Source organism: Moorena sp. SIO1G6, assembly GCF_010672795.1.
GTDB lineage: Bacteria > Cyanobacteriota > Cyanobacteriia > Cyanobacteriales > Coleofasciculaceae > Moorena > Moorena producens.
The window spans coordinates 76,696-99,576 of sequence record NZ_JAAHFZ010000017.1 but is presented as its reverse complement, the minus strand read 5'-3'; the positions used below and the strand labels follow the sequence as shown (position 1 = coordinate 99,576).

The following is a 22,881-nucleotide window of genomic DNA, read 5'->3' as shown; positions in this document are numbered from 1 at the left end:
TGTTTTCAACATACCCTCACGCTTATCGGGAAAAAGATATAGCGTTTCTCATAGCTATGAGGTACAAATATTTTTTTACCTCTTGCTAGCATGCCTATTGCTAGCATGCCTATTGCCTCTTGCTAGCATGCCTCTTGCCTGCTCCCTGCTCCCTGCTCCCTGCTCCCTGCTCCCTGCTCCCTGCTCCCTGCTCCCTGCTCCCTGCTCCCTGCTCCCTGCTCCCTGCTCCCTGCTCCCTGCTCCCTAAAGCCCATAATTTTGACCTCATTAGTTTGAGAATTGCTATAGCTAATTGTGACTACTCCCGAGCCATTCCCAATCAGCACTTCTGAGGTCTGAGGTTTGAGGTCTAACTTCCCCATTACTTACTATGGGAATTTTAATCGTAAATGTTGTCCCAACGCCCAATTGACTAGTCAGTTCAATCTCTCCCTGATGCTGTTCCACACAGCGTTTCACAATCGATAGTCCCAGACCAGTCCCTTGAATTGTCCCCACATTTTTGGCTCGATAAAAGGACTCGAAAATTTTCTTTTGGTCTGCTTCAGCAATCCCAATTCCTTTATCCTGGATGCGGAACACAACCAACTGCTGTTTCAGATCACAGGTTAGGTGAAAGGTGACGATTTCATCAGAAGGAGAATACTTCAGAGCATTGGTAAGCAGATTAGTTATAATGTAATGTATAAGCTTATCATCCATACAGACTTCTGTATAGACCCCGTCAGAGGTAAAAACAATCCGGTTGCGGCTGGCTTCATCTAGGCATAGTTCTGCCATTAAATCCTGGCAGAATTGCTCTAAGTTCATCGGAGTTGGAATAAATTCTAGCCGACCTACTTCAGCTTGACCGATTAGCAACACCTCTTCCATCAACTCAGTCATGCGCTCTACTGAAATAGTAATTCGTTTTAGATAACGCTGCTTTTGCTCCTGAGTGGCCAGATTACCATAGCGCTTGAGTAATTCAGCGGCAGTTAGGATCACACTGAGGGGATTACGGAATTCGTGGCAAACGGTGGAGACGAACTGGGAGCGGAAATCTTGGATTTCTTGCTCTTTTTCCAACACCTGCTCTAACATTTCTGTCTGAGGATCCTCGCTGATATCCCAAAACGCGAGCACTACTCCATTCACGTTTCCCAGTTGGTCTTTGAGGGGTGAGGCACTATTACCAACGGGAATTCGAGCACCGTCCTTTGTAATCAAAGAGTTATGCTCGCCCAGATAGACAACTTGTCCGGTCTTGATTACTTTATCTAGGGGATACTTGACTAGATTACCGGTCAGGTCATTAACAATTGGGAACACTGAGGTCACATCTCGCCCCCATACCTCCGATGGCTTCCAGCCAGTCAGAGCTTCAGCGGAAGCATTCATAAAGGTAATGGTACCTTGGGTCGTGGTAGCAATAACTGCATCATCGATAGAGTTTAAAATGGATGCCAACTGAGCTTGGCTGTTCTGCAACGACTGCTCGATGTGGTATTGCTGAAGAGCCATTTCAATAGCAACTCGCAAGTCTCTCTCGTTAAACGGTTTAGTCACATAACCAAAGGGTTGGGTAACCTTAGCCCGTTGCAAGGTATCTTCATCCGCATAGGCAGTTAAATAGACGATAGGAATACGTAAATGTTCACGGATTTGCCTAGCAGCAGTAATACCATCCATCTTGCCTTTGAGGAAAATGTCCATCAGCACTAAGTCAGGCTTAGTTTGAGCGGCTTTGGTAATGGCTTGAGAGCCAGATGAAGCGGTAGCTGATACCATATACCCCAGTTGCTTAAGTTGGCTAGCAATTGTCTTAGCAACAATAACTTCGTCTTCTACAACTAATACCCTGGTCACCACGATTGTTGTCCTATTGCCTATACAATTGTTGCTGTTGAGAATACTATTCGGAAAGCTGTGCCCTCGCTATGGCCCTGAAACATACTCCCGTCTAATTGCTCCGTTGCCAGGTCATAAACTAACGATAATCCTAAAGACTGGGTATTACGCCAATCTAACTCTTCTGGTAAACCAACCCCATTATCTCGGACAATCAATTCAACCTGATCGTCCCCGCTATGGTGCAATTGAATGTGAATCTCACCAGAGCGTCCATTGGGAAATCCGTACTTCAGGGAATTGGATACCAGTTCATTGATGATTAGACCGCAAGGGATGGCCTGATCAATACTGAGCGGAATGGGTTCAATAGTGGTGTTCAACTGAATCCTATCGCTAGTTACTTGATAAGCTACCAATAAGTTCACCGCTAGGTTCTGGATATAATCGACTACATCCAGGTTGCCTATCACTGAGGCACCATAAAGTTTCTTGTGAATTAGAGCCATGGCTTCAAGGCGATGGCGAGCTTCCGACAGGTGTAGTCGGGTTTGGGGTTCATCTATTGTCTGGGATTGCAAGTGTAGCAAGCCAGAAACAATTTGTAAGTTGTTTTTGACCCGATGGTGAATTTCTTTGAGCAGCACCTCTTTCTCAACTAGGGTAGCTTTGAGGTTTTCCTCGACCTGTTTGAGCTGTGTGATGTCGATGGCTATGTTATCGATCCGAATTGGAGTGTTATTAGCATCTGTGAGGAGGTGAGCACGATGGCGAATCCAACTCACAGCTCCATCCGGTCGCAAAATTCTGTAGTCAATATCTTTGGCACCAGTTGACAGCAGGGTTTGCTCTGCCAGTTGATAGGTTTCGAGATCGTCTGGGTGAACCACTGATTCCCACAGGCATAAGTTTCCGAAGAACTCAGTGATACTGCGACCATAGACTTGCTCGGTAGCACTGTTAAGATAAAGCAGTTTGTCAATCGAAGGATCAAAAGACCATACCACTGCTTCTAGGGAAGTCAGAATACTCTCAAGACGTTCTTGGCTCAACTGCCAGGCATGTTCATTTTCCCCCAATTCCTGCTCAAACTGCTGATTGACAGCAAATTCCTGCTGCCATCGCTGATTAGCTGCCACTAATTCCCCTTCTTTGTGAGTCAACTGTTGCTGTAAGTCTTCGACCTTAGTCACGATAGCAGAGAGGATTGCTGCCATGGTGTGGGGGGTCACCACACGCACTACTTGACCTTGTTCATCCACTAGGGGTAGGTGACGAATCTCGTGTTGACGTAATTGGGACTCTACCAAGAAAATGTCCGGTGTCGGTATGATGGGCAAGGTAATTAACTCAAGAGTCATCACATCAGCAATGGAAACCCCTGAGTTAACCATTCCGGCTGATGCTACTTTGACCACATCCCGTTCTGTAAAAATGCCTACCAATTGCTGCTGCTGTACTACCAGCACATAACTCCTTCCAGTTTGATTCATCGTAGCGATCGCTTCCGTTACTGGAGTATCGGGAGCAATGGTGATCGGCTGCTGGTCGCAAGGAAAATTTACAATGGAAAGTTGACCAGAAATGCCATTTTTCAGGTAATCTTTAGCTTCCATATAACCCTCGAAGCGCCAAATTATTGGATACTTTTAGGGAGTCGAAAGATAAACATTAACACAATCCAGTAGCAATTCAAAGAGACGGTATGCATCTCAGTGAAATTACTCATCCAAATCAGTTGCACGGTCTATCGATTCGTCAACTAGAGGAAATTGCCCGTCAAATTCGCGAGAAACATCTCCAAACCATAGCTACTAGTGGTGGTCACTTAGGACCAGGCTTGGGAGTGGTAGAATTAACCTTAGGTCTGTATCAAACACTTGACCTTGACTATGATAAGGTAGTCTGGGACGTTGGACACCAAGCTTATCCCCACAAAATGCTCACGGGGCGCTATAACCGATTCCATACCCTACGGCAGAAAGATGGTATTGCTGGTTATCTAAAGCGCTGCGAGAATAAGTTTGATCACTTTGGAGCGGGTCATGCGTCCACCAGTATTTCTTCCGCTTTGGGTATGGCCCTCGCCCGAGACCGCAAAGGGCAAAACTTCAAAGTGGCAGCAGTTATTGGTGATGGTGCTCTGACCGGTGGCATGGCCTTGGAAGCCATCAATCATGCAGGGCATTTACCCCATACTAAACTACTGGTGGTGCTCAATGATAATGAGATGTCCATCTCCCCCAATGTGGGGGCTATTCCCCGTTACCTCAACAAAGTGCGGCTTTCTGAGCCGATGCAGTTTCTTACTGACAATTTAGAGGAACAGTTCAAAAATCTCCCCTTTGTCGGTGAGTCTTTATCCCCAGACTTGCAACGGCTCAAGGAAGGGATGAAGCGTTTAGCCGTACCTAAGGTCGGAGCAGTATTTGAAGAACTTGGCTTTACTTACATCGGACCGGTAGATGGTCACAATCTAGAGGAGTTAATTTCCACCTTTACCAACGCCCACAAGCTAGATGGACCAGTGCTGGTGCATGTGGCAACTACGAAAGGCAAGGGGTATGCGATCGCAGAAGCGGACAAAGTGGGTTACCATGCCCAAAGTCCCTTCAACCTAGCTACGGGTAAAGCCCTTCCAGCTAAAAAACCCAAACCCCCCGGCTATTCCAAAGTTTTTGCCCACACCCTAGTCACACTAGCTCAGAATAATCCCAAAATCATTGGCATCACGGCAGCTATGGCTACCGGGACAGGGTTGAATAAATTGCAAGAAAAACTCCCTGACCAATACATAGATGTGGGGATTGCGGAACAACACGCCGTCACCCTAGCAGCTGGCCTAGCCTGTGAAGGAATGCGACCGGTTGCAGCTATTTACTCCACCTTCTTACAACGGGCTTACGACCAAATTATTCACGACGTTTGTATCCAAAACCTACCGGTCTTTTTCTGCCTCGACCGTGCAGGAATTGTGGGTGCTGATGGCCCTACTCACCAAGGGATGTATGATATCTCCTATTTGCGATGCATTCCCAATATGGTAATTATGGCTCCCAAAGACGAAGCTGAACTGCAACGTATGGTAGTTACAGGAATAAACCACACCGATGGTCCGATTGCCATGCGCTATCCTCGGGGTAGTGGCTATGGCGTTCCCCTGATGGAAGATGGTTGGGAAGCACTACCCATTGGTAAAGCAGAACTCTTGCGTAATGGTGACGACCTGTTAATGGTAGGGTACGGCACTATGGTTTACACCGCCATGCAAACCGCTGAAATTCTTAGCGAGCATGGTATTGAAGCAACGGTGATTAATGCTCGTTTTGTCAAGCCCCTAGATACAGAATTAATCTTCCCCTTGGCTCAGAAAATTGGTCGTGTAGTTACCCTAGAAGAAGGGTGCTTAATGGGTGGCTTTGGTTCAGCGGTGGCAGAAGCACTCATGGACAATGATATATTAGTTCCCCTCAAGCGCTTTGGTGTACCGGATCAATTAGTGGATCATGCCAAGCCCGATGAATCAAAAGCTGATTTGGGGCTGACTGGCTCTCAAATTGCTGAACAGATCAGGGCAGCGTTCTTTAATAGACAGCCATCTTCTGTTAGTTAATCTATCAATGTTAACAGTTGACAGTTAACTGTTAACTGTTAACCGTTAACAAAATAGCAATTAACAATTAACAATTAACAATTAACAATATATCGAACTTATATGAACCCATCCACATACCAAGTTTATCCCGTTGTTTGGGAAAACGACCGAGTTATCCTCATTGACCAAAACCGCTTACCCGGCAAATATTCCATTGTAGAAATCAGCCGCTGTGAAGATATGGTTGAGGCGATTAAAACTATGATTGTTCGGGGAGCGCCAGCTATTGGAGTAGCAGCGGCTTATGGCATTTACCTTGGCGCAAGAGAGATTAAAACAAAAGAACGTAAGGCTTTCCTCGCAGAGCTTGAAATTGTAGCGCAACAGTTGCGGCAAACTCGTCCTACAGCCGTGAATTTGTTTTGGGCAATCATGCGGATGCTTAAAAATGCCTATGAAACGATCGGGACAGTAGAAGAGATTAAAGCTTCCTTACTTGAAACAGCTCAACAAATTCAGCTGGAGGATTTACAAACCTGTCAATCCATAGGCGATCGCGGATTAGAAGTATTACCGACAACCCCCGACAAACTCTGTCTTCTGACCCATTGTAATGCAGGAGCGTTGGCAACAGCTGGGTATGGTACTGCCTTGGGAGTGGTGCGTTCGGCCTGGCGGGATGGGCGATTAGCCAGATTATATGCTGACGAAACCCGCCCCCGCTTGCAAGGTGCTAGGTTAACGACCTGGGAATGCGTCGAAGAAGGTATTCCCGTTACTTTAATTACCGATAGCATGGCCGCCCATTGTATGAAACAAGGGCTAATTGATGCGGTTGTAGTGGGAGCTGATCGCATTGCTGCCAATGGGGATACGGCTAACAAAATTGGTACCTATAGTGTAGCTCTGATTGCTCAAGCTCATCAGATACCTTTCTTTGTGGCTGCTCCGATCTCAACCATTGATTTTCAGCTATCTACTGGCGAAGAGATTCCCATTGAAGAACGTCACCCCTCAGAAATTTATCAGATTGGGGAGACAGTGATTTGTCCTCCTAAAGTGGAATTTTATAACCCAGCTTTTGATGTAACTCCAGCGGAGTTAATCACTGCCATTATTACTGAAAAAGGCGCATTAGCCCCCAGTGAGCTGTCACAACTTAACATTAAGCAGTCAGTTTGAAATCTATCTTGGTTTTAGGGATTAGGGATTAGGGAGTAGGGAGCGGTGCGACCCGTGGCGAATTTAATTACGGGTCAAGCGCACCGAGGGAGTGGGGAGTCGGGGTAATAAAATTGAATGTACCTGATAAGGAGTGAGAAACGCTATAACTGACCCAACTATGTTTGAGTCAGTTCCTTAGTTCAGCAACCTCTAAAGGATAAAGTCCGATAGCTATGGGTGTTTAGATCATGGGTGTTTAGATCATGGGTGTTTAGATCATGGGTGTTTAGATCAAAGCCCTGCAGCTGTAGAACCGTCAACAGTCAACGCTCAACAGTGAACAAAACATGATCAATTAAAATATGCACATAAAATATCAAATAGCTAAGAGGAAATCGTGAACGGAAAACTTTCCACCCAACACTTAATTGTGTGCGGCTTAGGTGTAGCTATCCCGTTATTATACGCAGAGGTAGCCACCGCCGCCGCTGATCTAACCAATACTAGTGTAACTAACTGGAAAAAAATTCAGTATGAAAGCTTTCTGCCAAGGCTTGAAACACCAGAATTGTCCCCTCTCGAAGAAGTCAATCACTATCTGCGGCAAGAAGAAGATTTCTTTAATAATACCCCTCGTTTAGTGATTAAACTAAGTGAGCGTCGTCTTTATGTTTATCGAGGAGATAAACTCGAAGCCAGTTATCCAGTTGCCATCGGTCAGCCTGGTTGGGAAACCCCTACAGGCAATTTCCAAGTGACACAGATGGTTCAAAATCCAGTTTGGAAGCATCCTCTAACTGGTGAAGTCGTTGCTCCAGGACCAGAAAACCCTCTTGGTCCAAGGTGGATGGCATTTTGGAGTGATGGAACAAACTACATCGGGTTTCATGGTACCAATGATGAGGAACTGGTGGGACAAGCAGTGTCTCACGGTTGCATCCGGATGCGTAATGATGATGTCAAAGCTTTGTATAACAGAGTGGCTTTGGGAACATCTGTAACAGTACAGGAATAGTTATTGTTGACAGCTGCCCCTAGCTAAAGCTAGGGGATTGAGGCAGCTTGATCAGGGTGGGCACAAGATGGTGATTCAAGCTTTTTGGTATATATAGCAGAAGTCAGAAGTCAGAAGTCAGAAGTCAGAAGTCAGAAGTAAAACTCTTGCGCTTCTTGATGCAGTCGCTCATGGGGGAAACCCCCAAGACCGCGCTGCATCGCTTACAAAGGGTGTGAGACTTTTGTCATGTCCTAACTGCCCTGGCGACTGCTATATCCCTGGGATTTGGCCACTCTACTTGAGGGTTAGTGGACAGTTATAGAAAGTGTAATAAAGCCTAGTAAAGTCTCAGGGGGTTTGTTAGAGTAGAGACATGGCATTAGTACCTCTCCGTAAGGCGGTCGAACTTACGGGACTCTCTCAAACCACACTTAGGAAGTATGCAGACAATGGCACTATCAAATGTGAGCGAACCCCAAGTGGATACAGAATGTTCTGTACAGCTAGTCTTGCCACTCTGGGAAGACAACAAGCTCCAGAGCCATCAACCATCTGTTATTGCAGGGTCAGTAGTTCCAAGCAAAGAGATGACCTCGCCAGGCAAGTCGCGTACATGCACTCGCTCTTCCCGGAAGCGGAAATCATCCAAGACATCGGTTCAGGACTCAACTACAAAAGGAAAGGACTTAAAACCATACTGGGACGACTTATGCAGGGTTGTCAGCTCACGATTGTTGTTGCCTGTAGAGACCGGCTTACCCGATTCGGTTTTGAACTGTTTGAGTACCTGGTCAGTTTCAACGGTGGAAAAATCTTGGTTCTCGACCAGCCTAAAAGTTGTCCAGAATCCGAACTCACCGCAGATCTTCTGTCCATCATTCACGTCTTCTCTTGCCGCGTCCACGGACTCCGAAAGTACGGGACAAAAATCAAAGAAGATCAGGATATTCCTAAGTGCTGAACAGCGTTCCCTGATCCGGAAGTGGTTTGGAGTGTCTCGTTACGTCTTCAACAAGACCGTCAAGATACTTCAAAATGGCGAAGTTAAAGCTAATTGGAAAGCCATTAAAACTGGGATATTAAATGACCTTCCCGAGTGGTGCAAGGAAGTACCTTATCAAATTAAATCTATAGCGATTAAGGATGCTTGTACCGCTGTCAGGGAGGCCAAGAAAAAATACAAAAAGACTGGACAAATAAATCGAGTTAGGTTTAGGTCTAGAAAGAACCCTGTTCAGTCTTGCTACATCCCCAAGTCGGCAGTCTCAGCAAAAGGCATTTATCATACAAAGTTGGGAGGTTTGACTTTTTCTGAGATTTTACCTGAAAATAGGGGCGACTGTAGATTGACCAGCAACAACGGGGATTATTATTTGACAATCCCTCATCAAACTATTCAAAGAAAAGCCGAGAGCCAAGGTATAGTAGTAGCGATAGACCCCGGTGTTAGAACATTCTTGACGTTTTTCAGTGAGAATTCCATAGGTAAAATTGGCCACGGAGATTTTTCTCGTATTCAACGACTTTGTACTCATCTTGATAACTTATTGTCAAAAATAAGTAAGGCCAAGAGAAATCAAAAACGACGAATGAGAAAAGCTGCAAGGCGAATCATTATCAGAATTAAAAACCTGATAAATGAGATCCATCAGAAAGCTGCTAGGTTTTTAGTAGACAACTTTGACGTGATATTGCTTCCAACTTTTGAGACATCTGAAATGTCCAGGAAAGGAAAAAGAAAAATCAGATCAAAGACTGTGCGAAACTTGCTGACATTCTCTCACTTTAGGTTCAAAGAGTTCTTGAAGCATAAAGCCTCTGAGACCGGAAAGACAGTAGTAGATGTTTGCGAAGCCTATACCAGCAAGACTGTGAGCTGGACCGGAGAAATGGTAAACATCGGTGGAAGTAAGACCATTAGGTCAAAGATTGATGGTCGGTCAATGGATTGACCTTTGGTCACGCTTCGCGAACGAGACATCAATGGCGCACGTGGAATATTTCTTCGTGCTTTGGTAGATACACCCTGGCTGCGAGAGCAGCTTGCATTGGTGAGCTAAAGACTGCACTAGTAGACTTTAGTAGCCAAAAAGTATCGGGTTCAATACGCTAAAATTCAAGCAAACTGGGTGTTAAAATTCCCTATGCTTGACACATTCTCGACTCAACTCTATCAACTCCAACAATTCGCTAATAACCTGGTTGACAGCCAACTGACTCACCTGAGCCTAGTCAGCATAGCCATCATCTTTGCTGCTGGGTTGCTGACTAGCCTAACCCCCTGTATGCTATCAATGCTACCGATCACGATTGGCTACATCGGTGGTTATGAAAATCAAGGACGGCTGCAAGCTGCTACCCAATCGGTATGGTTTGCCTTAGGCTTAGCCACAACCTTAGCTGCATTAGGAATTATCGCAGCATCTATCGGGCGAGTCTATGGTCAAATCGGTGTTGGCTTACCCATTATTGTCAGCCTAATCGCCATTATTATGGGGTTGAATTTACTAGAAGCACTACCGCTACAGTTTCCAACTTGGGGTGGTATGGATTGGATTTCCCAGGAATGGCCGAAAGGGTTACGCTCTTATCTCATTGGTTTGACCTTCGGTTTAGTCGCTTCTCCTTGCAGTACACCGGTATTAGCCACCTTACTGGCTTGGGTTGTCTCAACTAAAGATTTAGTCTTAGGTGGTGCCTTGCTGTTGTCTTATACAGCTGGTTATGTGGCACCCTTGATCTTGGCAGGTACCTTTACTGCTTCAATTAAACGATTATTAGAATTGCGACAGTGGTCGGCTTGGATTACACCAGTAAGTGGTGCGCTATTGGTGGGATTTGGTGTGTTTTCGTTGTTGTCTCGGATTCCTGTGGGAATTTTTTGACTGAGTACTGAGTGCTGAGTGCGTCGTAAGCTATCAGCTATTAGCTATCAGCGTGTCGCGTATCAGCTATCAGCGTGTCGCGTATCAGCGTGTCGCGTATCAGCTATCAGTTATCAGCTCATGCGCGTAGCGCATATACTTACTGAGATTCTTTTCATAAATCTGCTCATCCTATTCAGAAAACAAGTAATTAACTAGACTGGATATGACTTTAGAAAACTCATCAGAAAACTCATCAAAAAATTCATCAGAAAACTCATCAGAAAACTCATCAGAAAACTCATCATTGACTAGTGGCAGTCGGTTGTGGCGTCGGTTATTATCAGTGCTGGCTAACTTACGGCTAGCGATTATCTTGCTACTTGCGATCGCATTCTTTAGCATCAGCGGTACAGTTATTGAACAGGGGGAATCTCTGGCCTTTTACCAAGCTAATTATCCTGAAGACCCAGCTTTGTTTGGTTTCCTCAGTTGGAAGGTCTTGTTGCTCCTAGGGTTAGATCATGTCTACCGGACTTGGTGGTTTTTGTCCTTATTAGTTTTATTCGGTAGTAGTCTGACCGCCTGTACCTTCACTCGTCAATTTCCAGCTTTAAAAGCAGCCCGGAATTGGAAGTTTTACAAAGAACCCCGCCAGTTTGGGAAACTTGCTTTGAGTGTAGAGTTGGACAAGGGGTCTTTTACTTCCCTCACTGAGTTGTTAGAGAAGCGGCGTTACAAGGTATTCCAAGAGGGGGATACTATCTACGCCCGTAAAGGAATTATCGGACGGATTGGTCCAATCGTAGTTCACGCTAGTATGTTGATTATCCTGGGAGGGTCAATTTGGGGCTCAATGACAGGATTTACGGCTCAGGAAATGGTTACCAGTGGCAATACATTCCAAGTTAGAAACATTATTGATGCCGGTCCGTTTGCTTGGCCCCAAATCCCCAAAGATTTGTCAGTGCGGGTGAATCGTTTCTGGATTGATTACACTCCATCCGGGGATATTGATCAATTTTACTCCAATCTGTCAGTTTTGGATAGTCAAGGTGAAGACATTGACCAAGAAACTATTTATGTCAATAAGCCCCTAAGATATCGAGGTGTCACCTTTTACCAAACGGATTGGGGGATTGCTGGGGTTCAGGTGCAGTTGAATAATAGTCCAATTTTCCAGCTTCCCATGGCACAACTTCCCACTAATGGTGAAGGAAGGATTTGGGGCACTTGGGTTCCCACAAAACCTGATTTAAGTGAAGGGGTATCTATTTTAGCTAGGGATTTGCAGGGAACGCTGTTTGTCTATGATGGAACGGGTAATCTCGTTTCAACCGTTCGTCCTGGTATGGGGATTAAGGTCAATGGCGTGATACTTAAAATTAAAGATGTCATCGGCAGTACTGGCTTACAAATTAAAGCTGACCCCGGTATTCCCTTTGTTTACACTGGCTTTGGCTTACTGATGTTAGGGGTACTGATGAGTTATGTCTCCCACTCTCAGATTTGGGCATTACAAAAAGGCGATCGCTTTTATATTGGTGGGAAAACCAATCGTGCTTTGGTCACCTTTGAACGGGAATTGATTGATATTTTAGAGCAGGTCGGTGAATCCTCCCAGACCGTAGAACCTTTACTGGCTAAATCTGCTTAGTATTTAGCGATGCAGCAAGGGAAGAGGGGAGCCAGTGCGGCCAAGACATGCTAGTTGTTCAATAGATAGTTGTTCAATTCTGCAGTTAGACCCTCAACTTGAGGGGCTTTCATAATAGTGAAATGGTCTCCAGTAATAGTGTGAGTTTGGATATCACCTAGAACTAGAGAACCCCAGCCGTGGGTTGGGTCTTCAAGTCCTGCTGGGGAAGTTTGACTAGCATTTAGAAGGAGAACTGAACCTGGATAAGCTTGTGGTTGATAATAAGAGTTTGCTGCTAGATTTGCTTGAAAAACTTCCCATAAAGAACGCATTTGCTCTATTTCTAGGTCTGATGGGAATATCCCTTGCTGTTTGGCTTGCTCAAATAGATGCAAAACTTGCTGGGATGCTTCAAGTTGTCTAAGTGTTTCATGGGATATATCTAACTCTTGACCATAAAGACCTCCCAAATCTTGAGCCAATAGATTTACTATCATGGCTTGATCTATTTCTGAAGGTTTCCGAATTAAAGTGGGTGCATAACTGTCTATTAACGTTAGAAGAGCCACTGGCTCATTTTTAGCCTGTAATTGTTGTGCCATCTCATAAGCAATTACACCTCCGAAAGACCAGCCTATTAGGTGTAATGGTCCTTGGGAATGAATTGGCTTTATTGCCTCAATATAATGGGATGCCATCTCCTCAACAGAAGTTAAGGGTTGCTGTTGTCCATCTAAACCGAGAGATTGTAAACCATATACTGGATAATCTTGAGCTAAATGACGAGCTAACTCGGCATAACACAGGACATTACCACCAACCGGGTGAATACAGAATAAGGGAGTTTGGTTTCCACTGGTTTTAATGCCCACTAAGATGGGGTTTTGTGTATTTACTGAAGAACCCAGAAGGCTCGCTAGTTGTTCAATGGTGGGACTTTGGAAAAGGGTTGCTAAAGGTAAATTGATTTGGAATTGTTGTTGAATCTGGGACATTAGACGGACAGCATTAAGGGAATGACCGCCCAGTTCAAAGAAGTTATCTTGTACTCCGACAGAGGTGAGATTCAAAACGTCTGACCAGATTTGAGTCAGTTGAAGTTCTATGGTTGTACGTGCTGCGACGTATTTATGTTCTCGGGCAATTTCCCCATCAGGTGCCGGTAGGGATTTGCGGTCTACTTTGCCGTTTGGTGTTAAGGGCAGGGTGTCTAAGGTAACGAAGGCACTGGGCACCATATAGTCTGGTAGTTTCTGAAAGAGGAATTCTCGTAGTTGCTTGGTGCTTAGTGATTCGGACTGACTGACATAATAGGCGACTAGGCGTTTGTGACCAGGAACATCTTCTGTTACAATTACTGCGGTTTGTTGGATGTGGGGATGGGTGGACAGTACTGATTCTATTTCCCCTAGTTCGATGCGGAAACCCCTGATTTTGACTTGGTTATCGATCCGACCGAGAAATTCAATGTTACCGTCTCGTCGGTATCTCGCCAGGTCTCCGGTTTTGTAGAGTCGTTCTGAAAAGGAACTACACAAGGGATTTGGGATGAATTTTTCTGATGTTAGTTCTGGGCGATTTAGGTATCCTCTGGCTAGTCCATCACCTCCTAGGTATAATTCTCCGGGTACGCCTATGGGTACTGGTTCCAGGTTTTTGTCTAGGATATAGATTTGGGTGTTGGCGATGGGGCGACCTATGGGGGGAAGTGATGACCAATCACTGGGAAAACCATTTAATTTAAAAGCACTGACCACATGAGTTTCTGTTGGTCCATACTGATTTTCTAGACGGCAATTAGACAGTTTTTCAAAAAAGTTCCTGAGGGTGGGAGTAATTTGTAACTGTTCTCCTGCGGTAATCAATTCACACAGTGTAGAGGGTAGACATTCCGGACTAGTCAAAGCACTAGTCGCTAAGTATTCTAGAGCCACAAACGGTAGAAAGAGTCTTTCGATACCTTGTTGTTTGAGCAATTGCAATAAGGCAGTTCCATCTCTTCGTACATCTTCTGGTATCAATACTAATGTTCCACCTGAACACCAAGTAGATAAGATTTCTTGGAAGGAGACATCAAAGCTTATCGGTGTAAATTGCCCAGTTTTTGTGCCGTATTTGGCAGAGGAGTTTTTCAACTGCCACAGGATAAGATTAACCAGAGGACTATGGTTCATGGCAACCCCCTTAGGTTGACCAGTAGAACCAGAAGTATAAATCACATAAGCCAAATTATGTGAATGAACCCCAACATCAAGATTCTCCCCACTATATTGCTCTATGGCACCCCAATCACTATCCAAGCAAACCACCTGGGCTTGATTTTGTGGCAAAGATTCTAGTAACGACTGTTGAGTCAACAACACTTCAACACCCGAATCGCCCAACATATAACTCAGTCGTTGGTGAGGATAATTAGAGTCCAGGGGTACATAAGCACCACCCGCCTTGAGTATCGCCAACAGTCCTACCACCATCTGTACAGAACGTTCCACACAAATACCCACCAATACTTCTGGTCCTACTCCTAAGTTTTGTAGGTGATGTGCTAGTTGATTCGCCTTTTGATTTAATTGATGGTAAGTCAACTGCTCTTGTTCAAACACCACGGCCACAGCATCTGGTGTTTTCTCTACCTGCTCTTCAAATAACTGATGAATACATTTTTCTTTTGAGTATTCCGTTGCAGTATCATTCCACTCCACCAACAGTTGATGACGTTCCTCTGCACTCAATAAAGGTAACTCACCCACCACTAGTTGGGGATTTTCCACAATTGCTGACAACAAGTTCTGGAAATGAGTGGCCATGCGAGCAATGGTAGACCGATCAAATAAGTCCGTGTTGTACTCCCATTCACCTATCAATCTCATGTCTGTTTCCGTCATTGACACGAGCAAATCAAACTTAGACGTAGTACTTTGTTGATTGAACTCACTCAAACTCACACCGGGTAAGTCTAATTTCCCCATCGGTGCATTCTGTAGCACAAACATCACCTGGAACAGGGGGGCATGACTCAAAGACCGTTGGGGTTGCAATGCGGATACTACCTGTTCAAACGGTACATCCTGATGTTCATAAGCGAGTAGTGTGGTTTCCCTTACTTGTGTAAGCAACTGCGAAAAACTGGGATTATCTTCAAAACGGGTTCTCAACACCAAAGTATTGACAAAAAAGCCAATCAGTGACTCGATTTCCTGGCGGTTGCGATTGGCTATGGGTGAACCAATTAAAATATCTTTTTGCCCACTGTAACGAGACAGTAAGGTGGCAAAAGCTGCCTGTAGCGTCATAAATAAGGTACTACCCGAGTTCCTGGACAACTGTTGCAACTTCTGGGTTAATTCAGTGCTTAAACTAAAACTTTCACTACTGCCCTGGTAACTCATTACATGGGGACGAGGATGGTCTGTGGGTAATTGTAATAATTCTGGAGCAGCCTCTAATTCCTGTTTCCAGTAATTAAGTTGGTTTTCTAGGATTTCCCCACTTAACCATTGTCTTTGCCAAAGAGCAAAGTCAGCATATTGAATCGCTAATTCGGGTAAGGGGGATGGTTCTGATGCAACAAAAGCTTGATATAAACTTGATAGTTCTTCGATTAATATCCCCATTGACCAACCATCAGAGACTATATGGTGCATGGTCAGCACTAACACATACTCGGTAGTGTCTAGTTGCCATAATTTAGATCGGATTAATGGTGCTACCTCTAGGTCAAAGGGGGTTGTGGCTTCCTGTTGTAAAAGTTGGTGTAAGATAGTTTCCCGTTCTGCTTCTGGGTATTGTTGTAAGTCCACCACATTGATGTTAATGGTGCTGTCGGGGTGAATTACCTGTGTTGGTGTGCCATTAATAGTGGAGAAACTTGTCCGTATTACTTCGTGACGACTGATTATTTCTGATAAGGCTTGTTCTAGGGCGTTAATGATCAAGTTGCCAGTGATTCTAAAGGCTGCTGGTATGTTATAAGTGACACTAATTCCTTCTAGTTGGTTGAGGAACCACAGTCTTTTTTGAGCCGATGATAGGGGTAATTGTTCACTATCGGTTCTTGGTTGAATCAAAGGAAGACTTAATTGGTTTTCTGTGGTCAGTAATTGGGTTAATTTCGGCGAAATAAGAGCGATTGTCGGGCTTTCAAATACTTGTCTTAGGGGTATTTCTCTGTTGAAGGTTACTCGCAGTTGGGAAATTAATTGAGTGGCAAGTAGAGAATGTCCTCCGAGTTCAAAGAAGTTGTCATGTATTCCTACATCTTTCACTCCTAGAACCAGAGCGAAGATGTTGGCGATTATTTCTTCGGTTGGGGTGCGTGGTGCTACGTATTCAGGTTGGGATAAAGTTTTCTGCCACTGGCCTACGACATTTAAACTCCCTTCTAAAAATCCTTGCTTACAAGCACGACGTTGAATTTTACCACTAGACGTCTTAGGGATACTTGCTGTCTTCAACAAGACTACCCCATCAATGTCTAATTCATGTTCTGTTGATACGGCGATTTGAATTTCTCTAACTACCTCATCTGTGTTCAGCTTCCGTAGGTAAGTTCGTTCCACCTCACCAGCAACCACCAAGCGTTCCTCTCCATCCCTCTCTACAGAAAAGGCAGCACTACAATGACTTCGTAAAGCAGGATGGCTGTTTTCAAATGTTAATTCAATATCTTGGGGATAATGATTGCGACCTCTAATTATAATTAGATCCTTTAGTCTTCCTGTAACAAACAGTTCTCCATTACTAGAAAATCCTAAGTCCCCTGTACGTAAAAAAGGTCCCTCTCCTGTATCTTTCAAGTAAGCTTGAAACGTTTTTTGTGTGGCTTCGGGGCGATTCCAATACCCAGAAGTTACACTGCCACCGCTAACCCAAATTTCCCCAATTTCTTCAGAAGCACTACGACAACAGGTTTGTGGATTAACAATGATAACTTTGGTATCCATCTCACTTCTACCACAACCAACAAGAGTTCGTTTTTCTAAATGTTTCTCATCAGTAAATTCTACAACGTAATTTTGTTCTAGAGCAGTGGCATCAATATGATAGTAAATCGGCTTATCTTTAGCGCGTACAGCAGAAATCTTTAGAGTTGCTTCTGCCATGCCATAACCGGGACAGAAAGCCCTTTTGTCGAATCTACTGACTTCAAAAACTTGTGCAAACTTCTCTAAAACATCGGCTCCAACAGGTTCTGCTCCATTAAGAGCCATGCTCCAACTACTGAGGTCTAGCTGATTCCTTTGTTCTGGAGTTGTTTTTTCGACACACAGTGCATAAGCAAAATTAGGTGCGCCACTATGAGTCCCTCCGTAATCAGAAATCGCCTTTAGCCAGCGAATCGGTTTTTGTATGAAGGACGCTGGTGGCAGCATAATACATTTGCATCCCTTGTATATGGGTTGGAGCATCCCGTATATGAGTCCCATATCATGGAATGTTGGGAGCCAAGTTACAATTACACTATCCGAGTTATGCTCCCATCCGCGATCTAGGTCTGTGGAATTTTGGATCAGATTCCCATGAGTAACCATTACCCCTTTGGGTGTTCCTGTAGAACCGGAAGTATATTGCAAAAACGCCAAACTCGACCGCTTTATTGATTTAGGTACAAACTCGCCCCGATTAGTTTCAATGGTATCTGTAGCTACCCACTTCAAGTCGGATGATAACTCAGGTTCCCGTTCCCACCTTCGATCAATGTCAGCCAATATTGATGTAGTTGTAAGTGCTAGCTTCGCTTGGGCATCATTGGCAATAGAAAGCAACCGAGATAGTTTCTGATTGCGTCTGGGAGGATAAACCGGAACAGCCACTACCCCGGCATATAAGCAGCCCATAAAAGCGCTAATGAACTCTAATCCAGAAGGGTATAACAGTAAAGCTCGTTCTCCTGGCATTGATTGGAGATGAGATGCGATCGCTGTTGCTTGTCTATCTAATTCCCCATAGGTAAGACTCCCTGATTCGGTTTCTCCGTTTTGCAGAAAGATATAGGCGAGCTGATCAGGCATTGCTTGCGCTCTTTCGCCTAATAAATTAACTAAACTCAAGAATTTCGAATCCCCATTGGAAAAATAATTTACACAACTCGTCACTTAGCTAATCCCTTAACAAGCAGTTCAAAAAAAAGTCAGATACCAATAATTCAACAATCAAGTTGTCAGTCCACAGTCAAGCCAAAGAAGTAGTTGAATTCTTTAGCTTGCTCACAACTCTTAACTAGTCTGCATTTGTGTTCGACCCAGGTGCTTATTAGGTCAAGGTATTCCCACCTTACTAAGGGCGATAATTGAGTGATTGTGCGTTGAAAGTGAGAGCATCGAATTAGGTTATATAGTAAGACAAAACGATCAGGCAAATTAATCGAGCAATTTAGCTTTTAGTGCTCAAGGTAGAGCTGGCAAATCCCTAGTATTCGTGTTCTGCGTACGCCATTATTGCCAAGTCGTTAGGAAACCAATATTATTCTAAATAGTACTTTGGGAGAGGTGTTTACTTGTGAAACAAAACTTTAAAAAAGTTAGCACATTTTTACGATATTTATAGGGCTCTTCCAGAGTGACTATGCCGTCGTGTTAGTTAAAACAACGAAGGATTGGCAAGACTGGGATGATCATCTTAAGAGACTGGAACAACTCCATACTTCAGGTAACTATGACGGGGTTAAATACCAGGTAGTTTTTCGATTAGTTGATGCCGCCGATTGTGGCATTACTCAACAGCGGTAACGGGTGTTCATTGTTGGCATCAGAGAAGAGTTAACTTTCCCTAAGTCTTTACCAAAAAAAACCTTTTATCGATAGCTTGTCGATTGGATTAAATTGAAATTCAAAAAAAATAGCCGTAGAAATAATATCCACAGGTGCGACCCTCAGGTCGCACCTGAGGTAAACAGAATTTTTTCCCTGTTCCCGTCTTGATCCCAAGCGCGAGTGGGGGGAACCACGGCAGACCGCGAGTGGCGCATGGGTTTGTGTGCGGAACCTGCGTCCGCACACAGACCCATGCGCTGCCTCCCCAAGACCGCACTGCCTCCCCTGTTCCCTTGCTGCATCGCTATTCCTTATTTCCTGTTACCTGCTCCGAAGTCCCTGCTCCCTAAAAATACTAATCAAAGCTTTATGGCGTAAAGGATAAAGCAACTGACTTGAAGTTATACCGTTTATAGTTAGGGTTTTTGATAATAAAAAATTATCACATATATAAAAATTTATAAAGTGTTATGGAACTGACTTGAAGTTACACCGTTTATAGTTAGTATTTTTGATAAATTTTTTTTATCATATATTTAATAGATTGTCAATATTTCTGGGTAATAATCTTGTTTTGGTTAAGCTTAACAATTTGTTAATATTTTAAATCCAGATCATTTCATTATCCTGTGATAGGATACTCTGGGTGCAGAAAATTCCGGTAAGCGCAATAAAAATTAACCCAAAATATGATCCAGAGCAATAGCAAGGATTAGGCTCATATTAAGAAGTGATTTGTAGTACTATTGTAATTGTTTTAAATAGTGCTGATCAGACTGCATCTTTATTGATTATTGCGCTTACCCTGTGCAAAAAAGGTAAAACAATAAAAAAAGTGAGATCATGACCGAGATTAATCAAGGATCGTCAAAAACGGCTGAAGAATGGTGTGGCAATAGTACAGAAATGTCCTTGCACCAAGGCATCAAAATAAATTCGGTCTTAGATAAAGAAAGACTAGATTCACCAACTACAATCGATAGCCAGGCTCTGCGCGAAATTGATCAGGAATATCTATGTTGGGGGGATACTGTTCACTATCAAGAGCGACCGATCATTGTAACTGGTTGTAAGGGTGGATTGGTTTTCGACGATGAAGGCAAATCTTATATCGATACGGGAATGTGGCACTCAAGTTGTAACTTTGGGTATCGCAATCCAGAGATTGAATCAGAGGTTACTAAACAACTCCATACATTACCTCAAGCCAATGGCGACTTTCTACATCGTGAAAAATTATTAATCGCCAAACAAGTAGTAGATGCGATGTATGAAAGAACAGGTGTCAAAGGCCGAGTATCTTTTAATGTGGGCGGCGCACTTGTGGTGGAAGATGCCCTAAAGATTATTCGTAAAAACACCCGCAAGAATAAAGTAGCTGTGATGATGGGTGGTTATCATGGTCGCTCTCTTGGTACTCTCAACCTTTCGAGTAGTCATCGATATCGACAGTATTTTAATGAGTTCTCAGAACGGGCAGTTATGTTTCCGTTTGCTAACTGCGCTCAGTGTTTCTATGAAAAGGAACGGGAAACCTGTGACTTATACTGCGAGAGCATGATTCGGAAGGCATTCTCCAACGAATTTTATGGCATCGCAAGTGAGACCAGTTCAGAAGTGGGTGCGATAGTTGTAGAACCTTGTCAAGGACGAGGCTACACCATCCCACCCAGGGATTTCTTTAAAGGGTTTATCAGTGAGTTACGACAAAAGCACGGACTTCTTGTCTTTGATGACGAAATTCAAGTTGGGATGTACCGTACTGGTAAATTATTTGCCTTCGAACATTTTGGGTTTGTGCCAGATATTATTACTTTGAGCAAATCCTTCACCAATGGTTTGAGTCCAGTTAGCTTAGTCTGGGCGCGAGAAGACCTAGTAGCACCAGACTTTTTCACTCCTGGACACGCTCACAGCAATTTTGCTAACCATCCTCTCGGAACTGCTGCTGCTTTAGCAACATGGCGTTATATGCTGGCACAAGACTACGAAAGATCAGTGCCAGCAAAAGGTTTGTACTTTTTGAGCAAACTAAAAGAACTCCAAGCCCGTCATTCCTGTGTCTATAGCGTAGATGGACTCGGACTTATACTTAACATGGTTTTTGCTGATGAAAAGGGTATACCTTACAAAGGGTCTGCCAAACTAGCAGCAAGCATTGCTCAGGATAATGATTTTATTTGGAAAGACCAGAGTTGGCGCATGATTCTCCAAACCGGAGGATACGACCTGAACGTTTTGAAATTTGCTCCTTATCTTGATATCAGCTACGAGGAAATTGATTGCACTATTGGTGTTTTAGATCAAGTCCTACACAAACTTGATATCCTATTATGTCCAACCCCTGAAACCGCAGGAGCTATTTAATGAGAGCAGCAGTTTTATCCAAAGCCAATCAAGTAGACATTCGCGATTTTCCTGAGCCTAGCAAGACTCAAGATAATGAAGTCATTGCTAAGGTAGAATTTGTGGGAGTCTGTAAAACAGACCAGCAACTAACCGCAGCAGGCTTAGATAAAGATTGTATTCTTGGTCATGAAGTAGTCTGTAGCCTGCCTAATCAAAAAGGTCATTTTGCCCTCAATAATGAGATTTCCTGTGGAAAATGTAGTTATTGTTTAGAGGGATTAACTAGTCATTGCATCAATCTCCAAGAACTTGGAGTAAATGAACATGGAGGGTATGCTGATCAAATTTGTGCTCCTATAAATTCCCTACATCCTTTTGAATTCTCCAATCCATCTTTAGGGGTGCTCATTGAGCCTTTAAGTTGTGCAGTAAGGGGAGTAAAACGGATTCTAGCTGGTGTTAATCTATTAGCTACTTCACGCCCTAAAGTCCTGGTGATTGGGGGGGGTATTTCAGGTACTCTAATTACCTACCTCCTAAATCATTCCCCCAACTTCAAGGGAGAAATTAAAGTTTACGATATCACCAAAGAGCCGCTCCCTTGGCTAAACAAATTGGGAATTGAACGGATCGAAGTTCCAGAACCAAACCAGGCACATGTGGTGGTGGAATGTTCCGGTTCACCAGGGGGTCTGGCTACAGCACTAGATCTTGTTCGTAAAGGCGGTTTAGTCTGTATCTATGGTGTTCCTAAACAAGGAATTTCTTTACCGATTTCTCCCCATGAGTTATTTATGCGAGAGATTGCGGTAGTGACGTCTTTTGCTGGCGCTACCGACGAAACCATTGCGGCGGCGATCGCATCCATCAAGGGCGACGAGGCATTCTTTGAACAACTGTTGGGTCGGTTTATCCCTCTCGAGAAGCTTCCTATAGAATTGACTAATTGGAGTCCACAGCCTGGAACCCGAACTGTTGTAGATCTCGACGCTTGAGGAAGATTCTGATGCAGGATGTAGCTGTGATCTTTGATATGGATGGTTTACTAATTGATAGTGAGCCGTTTTGGTCTAAGGTAGAAATCGAAGTCTTCAATGACCTTGGCATTCCCATGAACGAGAGTATGTCTTCTCAAACAATGGGTTTGCGAAACGATGAGGTGGTCAAGTATTGGTATGCTCGATTTCCTTGGACTGGTATGAGCCAAGCTGAGGTATGTCGAACAATGATTGCTCGGATGAGTGACCTATTGATGACCATGGGACAACCGATGCCAGGTGCAATTGAAACCGTAAACTTGTGTCGGGAATTAAACTTACCCCTAGCCCTAGCCACCTCATCTCCCATCGGTCTAATTGATACAGTACTCAAACGGCTCGATTTAAAGGATGCCTTTGATGTGATTACATCAGCAGAAGCGGAGGAATTTGGTAAACCCCATCCAGCAGTATATCTCACCGCTAGCCGTCGTCTGGGTATAGAACCAACCAAGTGTGTTGCCTTAGAGGACTCGGTTCGTGGCGTGATTAGTGCCAAAGCTGCCAGCATGGCATGTATTGCAGTTCCAGCACCAGAAAATCTAGAGGATAAACGTTTTGCGATCGCAGATGTCACCCTTGAATCCCTAGAACAAATCACTGAGCCTTGGCTGAAAAAGTTTTTAGCTCATGATAGCTAGGCTCAACCTAGGC

Annotated in this window: 16 protein-coding genes; 12 read left to right on the top strand and 4 right to left on the bottom strand. The window is 44.0% G+C overall.

The window, feature by feature from the left end; all coding sequences use genetic code 11:
* Positions 1-112 precede the first annotated feature (112 nt).
* Positions 113-247 carry a hypothetical protein gene (locus F6K63_RS18075; RefSeq protein ID WP_287312812.1) on the top strand — a complete coding sequence of 45 codons (135 nt, stop codon included), beginning with the start codon at positions 113-115 and terminating at the stop codon, positions 245-247.
* 41 nt (positions 248-288) lie between these two features.
* Here F6K63_RS18075 and F6K63_RS18070 read toward each other — a convergent pair whose 3' ends face one another.
* Together F6K63_RS18070 and F6K63_RS18065 are read right to left on the bottom strand one after the other, a co-directional pair.
* Positions 289-1,851 (bottom strand): ATP-binding protein, encoded by a 1,563-nt coding sequence (locus F6K63_RS18070; RefSeq protein ID WP_287312811.1) that lies wholly within the window; start codon positions 1,849-1,851, stop codon positions 289-291.
* Positions 1,852-1,868: 17 nt separating this feature from the next.
* A complete protein-coding gene (locus tag F6K63_RS18065; protein WP_071107285.1) occupies positions 1,869-3,446 on the bottom strand; it encodes a sensor histidine kinase in 1,578 nt (525 codons plus the stop codon).
* Between the two features lie 89 nt (positions 3,447-3,535).
* Here F6K63_RS18065 and dxs point away from each other — a divergent pair, with 89 nt between their 5' ends.
* The 7 genes from dxs to F6K63_RS18030 all read left to right on the top strand — a co-directional run bounded on the left by dxs (position 3,536) and on the right by F6K63_RS18030 (position 12,107).
* On the top strand, positions 3,536-5,443 hold the full coding sequence (dxs, locus tag F6K63_RS18060; protein ID WP_287312810.1) for a 1-deoxy-D-xylulose-5-phosphate synthase: 1,908 nt from the start codon (positions 3,536-3,538) through the stop codon (positions 5,441-5,443).
* 102 nt (positions 5,444-5,545) lie between these two features.
* A complete protein-coding gene (gene mtnA / locus F6K63_RS18055) occupies positions 5,546-6,607 on the top strand; it encodes an S-methyl-5-thioribose-1-phosphate isomerase (protein WP_008191309.1) in 1,062 nt (353 codons plus the stop codon).
* Positions 6,608-6,986: 379 nt separating this feature from the next.
* Entirely contained in the window at positions 6,987-7,604 is a 618-nt protein-coding gene (locus F6K63_RS18050) for a L,D-transpeptidase (protein WP_008191311.1), read from the top strand.
* Between the two features lie 355 nt (positions 7,605-7,959).
* Complete coding sequence (locus F6K63_RS18045) at positions 7,960-8,547, top strand: IS607 family transposase (protein ID WP_287256422.1); 588 nt, start codon at positions 7,960-7,962, stop codon at positions 8,545-8,547.
* A complete protein-coding gene (locus F6K63_RS18040) occupies positions 8,450-9,538 on the top strand; it encodes an RNA-guided endonuclease TnpB family protein (RefSeq protein ID WP_353813048.1) in 1,089 nt (362 codons plus the stop codon). The genes F6K63_RS18045 and F6K63_RS18040 overlap by 98 nt, the downstream gene beginning before the upstream one ends.
* Positions 9,539-9,730: 192 nt before the next feature.
* Entirely contained in the window at positions 9,731-10,471 is a 741-nt protein-coding gene (locus tag F6K63_RS18035; protein WP_287312808.1) for a cytochrome c biogenesis protein CcdA, read from the top strand.
* Between the two features lie 205 nt (positions 10,472-10,676).
* The gene (locus F6K63_RS18030) at positions 10,677-12,107 is read left to right on the top strand and encodes a cytochrome c biogenesis protein (protein ID WP_071106286.1); all 1,431 of its coding nucleotides are present in this window, start codon (positions 10,677-10,679) and stop codon (positions 12,105-12,107) included.
* Positions 12,108-12,157: 50 nt separating this feature from the next.
* Here F6K63_RS18030 and F6K63_RS18025 read toward each other — a convergent pair whose 3' ends face one another.
* Complete coding sequence (locus F6K63_RS18025) at positions 12,158-18,184, bottom strand: non-ribosomal peptide synthetase (RefSeq protein WP_287312807.1); 6,027 nt, start codon at positions 18,182-18,184, stop codon at positions 12,158-12,160.
* 477 nt (positions 18,185-18,661) lie between these two features.
* On the opposite strand from F6K63_RS18025, the gene F6K63_RS18020 reads away from it, so the two are divergent.
* On the top strand, positions 18,662-18,817 hold the full coding sequence (locus F6K63_RS18020) for a hypothetical protein (RefSeq protein WP_158026127.1): 156 nt from the start codon (positions 18,662-18,664) through the stop codon (positions 18,815-18,817).
* A gap of 143 nt (positions 18,818-18,960) precedes the next feature.
* Here the strand turns inward: F6K63_RS18020 and F6K63_RS18015 are convergent, their stop codons facing one another.
* Complete coding sequence (locus F6K63_RS18015; RefSeq protein ID WP_071102371.1) at positions 18,961-19,143, bottom strand: hypothetical protein; 183 nt, start codon at positions 19,141-19,143, stop codon at positions 18,961-18,963.
* A gap of 541 nt (positions 19,144-19,684) precedes the next feature.
* On the opposite strand from F6K63_RS18015, the gene F6K63_RS18010 reads away from it, so the two are divergent.
* Genes F6K63_RS18010 through hxpB form a run of 3 tightly spaced genes read left to right on the top strand, consistent with a single transcriptional unit; the run spans position 19,685 to position 22,868 of the window.
* On the top strand, positions 19,685-21,208 hold the full coding sequence (locus F6K63_RS18010) for an aspartate aminotransferase family protein (RefSeq protein WP_083373510.1): 1,524 nt from the start codon (positions 19,685-19,687) through the stop codon (positions 21,206-21,208).
* Positions 21,208-22,185 (top strand): zinc-dependent alcohol dehydrogenase, encoded by a 978-nt coding sequence (locus F6K63_RS18005; protein WP_287312806.1) that lies wholly within the window; start codon positions 21,208-21,210, stop codon positions 22,183-22,185. The genes F6K63_RS18010 and F6K63_RS18005 overlap by 1 nt, the downstream gene beginning before the upstream one ends.
* An 11-nt stretch (positions 22,186-22,196) precedes the next feature.
* Positions 22,197-22,868 (top strand): hexitol phosphatase HxpB, encoded by a 672-nt coding sequence (hxpB, locus tag F6K63_RS18000; RefSeq protein ID WP_287312805.1) that lies wholly within the window; start codon positions 22,197-22,199, stop codon positions 22,866-22,868.
* Positions 22,869-22,881 lie beyond the last annotated feature (13 nt).